Source organism: Mesorhizobium sp. M2A.F.Ca.ET.037.01.1.1 (assembly GCF_003998075.1).
Taxonomy (GTDB): Bacteria; Pseudomonadota; Alphaproteobacteria; order Rhizobiales; family Rhizobiaceae; genus Mesorhizobium.
In genome coordinates, this window is sequence record NZ_RZSA01000646.1 from 1 (window position 1) to 3,952 (window position 3,952).

General features: G+C 62.9%; 4 protein-coding genes. 2 read left to right on the plus strand and 2 right to left on the minus strand.

Annotated elements, in window-relative coordinates:
• The coding region (locus EOA27_RS26115; protein WP_145970537.1) for a molybdopterin-dependent oxidoreductase at nucleotides 1-1,358 on the plus strand (1,358 nt) is incomplete at its 5' end.
• 30 nt (nucleotides 1,359-1,388) lie between these two features.
• Here the strand turns inward: EOA27_RS26115 and EOA27_RS26120 are convergent.
• Nucleotides 1,389-1,607 carry a hypothetical protein gene (locus tag EOA27_RS26120; RefSeq protein ID WP_126078182.1) on the minus strand — a complete coding sequence of 73 codons (219 nt, stop codon included), beginning with the start codon at nucleotides 1,605-1,607 and terminating at the stop codon, nucleotides 1,389-1,391.
• Between the two features lie 138 nt (nucleotides 1,608-1,745).
• Between EOA27_RS26120 and EOA27_RS26125 the strand changes: the two genes are divergently transcribed.
• Nucleotides 1,746-3,266: a winged helix-turn-helix domain-containing protein gene (locus tag EOA27_RS26125; RefSeq protein WP_245491164.1), complete on the plus strand. Its 1,521-nt coding sequence runs from the start codon at nucleotides 1,746-1,748 to the stop codon at nucleotides 3,264-3,266.
• Between the two features lie 23 nt (nucleotides 3,267-3,289).
• Here EOA27_RS26125 and EOA27_RS40925 read toward each other — a convergent pair.
• A partial coding sequence (locus tag EOA27_RS40925; RefSeq protein ID WP_189562116.1) for a hypothetical protein occupies nucleotides 3,290-3,952 on the minus strand: 663 nt, incomplete at its 5' end.

Consider the following 3,952-nt stretch of genomic DNA (forward strand, 5'->3'; position numbering starts at 1 on the left):
AAAAATACACCGACGATCCGCGTGGGCTGGAAGAACACCTTCGCACCCGCACGCCCGAATGGGCGGCCGCCATTACGGGCCTGAGCGTCGCCGAGATCGAGGCCTTCGCAAAGCTCGTCGGCACGACCAAGAAAACCTATTTCCGCCTTGGCTATGGCTTTGCGCGCCAGCGCAACGGCTCGATCAACATGCACGCCGCCTCCTCGATCGCCGCAGTCACCGGCGCCTGGCAATATGAGGGCGGCGGCGCCTTCCATTCCAATTCCGGCATCTTCAAGCTGAACCAGGACGTGCTCGAAGGCACCGCGATGCGCGATCCGAACATCCGCTATCTCGACCATTCGCGCATCGGCCCGGTGCTGACCGGAGCCGAAGACGCGCTCTATGGCGGACCGCCGGTGACGGCGATGCTGATCCAGAACACCAATCCGGCCAATGTCGCGCCGGAGCAGCGGCTGGTGAAGCAGGGTTTCCTGCGCGAGGACCTGTTCACCTGCGTGCACGAGCAGTTCATGACCGATACGGCCAAGCTCGCCGACGTCGTGCTGCCGGCGACGATGTTTTTGGAGCATGACGACCTCTACAAGGGCGGCGGCAACCAGCACATCACGCTCGGCCCCAAGCTGATCGAACCGCCGGAAGGGCCGCGCACCAACCACTACGTCAATGAAGAGCTCGGCAAGCGGCTGGGCGTCGGCGATCGTCCAGGCTTCGGCCTGACCGAGCGCGAGCATATCGACATCATCCTCGGCAAGCGCGGGCTCGGCAGCTTCGACAGCTTGAAGGCTGAGAAGTGGGTCGACCTGCAGCCCGACTTCGACGACGCGCATTTCATCAACGGCTTCGGCCATGCCGACAGGAAATTCCACTTCCGGCCAAACTGGACAGGGCAGTCGGCGCCCAACCGGCCGCCGAAAAGCATGGGTCTGTTCGGCCCGGTCGATCGGCTGCCGGAATTCCCCGACCATGTCGAGCTGATCGAGGTGGCGGATGAGGAGCATCAGTTCCGGCTGGCGACCTCGCCGGCGCGCAACTTCCTCAATTCGAGTTTTGCCGAGACGCCGGTGTCCAAGGCAAAGGAAGGCAGACCCGAACTGCTCATCCACCGCGAAGATGCCGCCGCGCTCGGCATCGAGGATGGCGGCCGCGTCGAGGTCGGCAACCGGCGCGGCGACCTTGTACTGCACGCAAGATTCTTCGACGGCGTGAAGCGCGGTGTGGTCATCGCCGAAGGCATCTGGCCGAACAGCGCGCATGAGCGCGGCGAGGGCATCAACGTGCTGACCGGCGCCGACGCGCCCGCACCCTATGGCGGCGCCGCCGTCCACGACAACAAGGTGTGGCTCAGGGCGCTCTGATCACTTCGCGGTCTGCCATGGCCTGACAGCTCACCAACTGGGATCTCGGCCTTCCAGCTCATCGTCCGGGGCGACTTGCGGTTGGCGAGCGAGACTGGCGTAAGGGTCCACGTAAGCCATCTTGAGCGCGTCGCCCACCAACCGGGATATACCGTTGAGCGATGCGCCGATTGCAAGCCTCGCAAAGCTTCGCCGCGGCAGTTTGAGGGGTCGGCCGGTAATCGGGGCTGTGGTGAGGATGTCAGCCATGATGTCCTCCTGTGACGGGCACAATGGCAGCGCTTCCCGCCCAGGTCCTTGGCTTGAACCTGAAGAGTCCTGAACGGCTCTGAAATTGCTTGAAGCGAAGAATTCCGAACGGCCCTGACGTTCGCCTCAAAGGTCATCTTGGATTATCCTGCCCGGGAGGGTGGGTTCTTGGCGATGGACTTGGAGTTTGGGAACTATCGTTTGAGACGAGCCGAACGGCAGTTGCTAGGCCCGAAAGGGCCTGTGGAGCTTTCGGCTCGTTCCTTCGACATCCTCGCGATGTTGCTCGACAGGCCCGACGAGGTGGTCGGCAAGGCCGAACTTCTAGATGCGGTCTGGGCCGGCGTGGTGGTGGAGGAGAACACGCTTCAGGTTCACATTTCGGCGCTGCGAAAGCTGCTGCCTGCCGAGATGATCGCAACTGTGCATGGTCGCGGCTACAAATATGCAGGCCCGAGGCCCTTCGCGGTAACGGCAGATGGTATGCCGTCCAGACCGTCCATCGCCATACTTCCCTTCGACAACATGAGCGGCGACCCGGAGCAAGACTATTTCAGCGACGGGATCACCGAAGACATCATCGTCGAGCTCGGCAAATACAAGGAGTTCCTGGTCATTGCACGGAACTCTTCCTTCCAGTTCCGCGGCAAGGCGCATGACCCGGCGGAAGTGGCAAGCAAGCTTGGCGTCCAATATGTCGTCGAAGGCAGCGTCCGCAAGATCGGCAACCGGGTGCGGGTCACCGTGCAACTGACCGATGCGTCGTCGATGGCTCATATCTGGGGCGAACACTACGACCGGGAACTCGACGATATTTTCGCGATCCAGGACGAAATCACCCGGATGATCGCGGCGCGTCTGGCCCGGCAGGCCAGGACCGCGATCGCGTCGCGCGCCAGGGCCCGGCCGACCAACAACATGTCGGCCTATGAGTCCTACCTGCGGGCGCTGCAACTGGCAGCCGTCTACGACACGGTGCTCGAAGCGGAGCCATTTCTGTGCCAGGCGGTAACGCTCGATCCGCAGTTTGCGGCCGCCCACGCCATGTTGAGCTTCGTGGAATCCATCAAATACTATTGGGACTACAACAATCCCGGCCATCTGCATTCCGGACTGGAGATCGCGCGGACGGCATTGGGCCTTGATCCCGACGAAGCCTATGGGCATCTCGCCACCGGCTTCGCTCACTTGTACCTGCGCCAATTCAGGCAAGCTGAAATCAGCCTTGACCGGGCGGTTGCGCTCAATCCGAACGATCCCTTCATTCTCAGCATCCGCGCTATTTTCCTCAATCACACCAACAGGCCGGAGCAAGGGCTCGAAGAAATTGCCGAAGCCCAGCGCCGCGATCCTTATGCCGTAGGATGGTATGACGACTTCCGGGGCGTCCTGCTGACAACGGCGGGGCGATATCGCGAGGCGGCTGCCTGCTACGCGAAAATGGCGACCGTGACACCGTGGTCGCTCATTCGCCTTATCATCTGCCATTTCGAGCTCGGCGAAATCAGCCAAGCGCAAGACGTCCTGGCGAAGGTCAAGGCGCATTATCGCGGAATGAGCCTTGATCAGATCGTCGATACCGAAGTGGACTTTTATCAGGACGCCGCCATATGCGGCCGCTACCGCGAGATCCTCGATCGTGTCGACAAGGCGCAATAGGTCCGTCGCGGCTCATAGCCCGGCTACTTCGCCGCCTGCGCGTCCAGCGTCTTGATCTCTTCGGCCGCAGCCTTGCGCGCCGCCGCCTCGACACCGGACCCGCCCTTCGCCTTAGCGAAGGCGATGATGGCCGTGCGCGTGTCCTCGTCGCATCCCTCCGAGCCGACGCCGTCGACACCGGCTTTCTTCGCAGCAGCAAGCACGGAGTCGCAGGCGTCCGGCGCAAAGGCGAACTGGCCCATCATGGCGCCGAGCGTCAGCGGGTCTTGCAGGCGCGGATCGTCGCGGATCGCCTGCAGAGTGGCGCCGCCGACCGCCTTCGATTTCCGGTCCTGCGCAATCTGTGTCAGGTCGAAGATGAACTCGAATTCCGGCTTCTCGACGCCCTCGGGTTTCGACACCAGTATGTCCAGCGCGTAGCGGGTGATCTCATCCGGCATGACGACCGAGCGAATGGCCCTTGCCTGATGGTAGTTGCGCACCAGTACCCAGCGCGAGGGCAGGTCGCCGTAGCGGGCGAGAATGCCGAGCTGCTTGATGGCAGCAAGTTTCTGCTTGTCGGTCTTGGCGGCCTGCGCCTGGGCGAAGACCTTGTCGCGGATGCGGTTGACGACGTCCGGGTCGAGACCGCCGGGAGCCGGTGCGGCCTGCTGCTCCGCCGTGGTTTGCGGGCGGGGAGGGTCGCC

Coding starts and splice junctions, on each gene's coding strand:
- EOA27_RS26120 (WP_126078182.1), bottom strand. CDS start 1,607: ATGGCTGACATCCTCACCACAGCCCCGATTACCGGCCGACCCCTCAAA.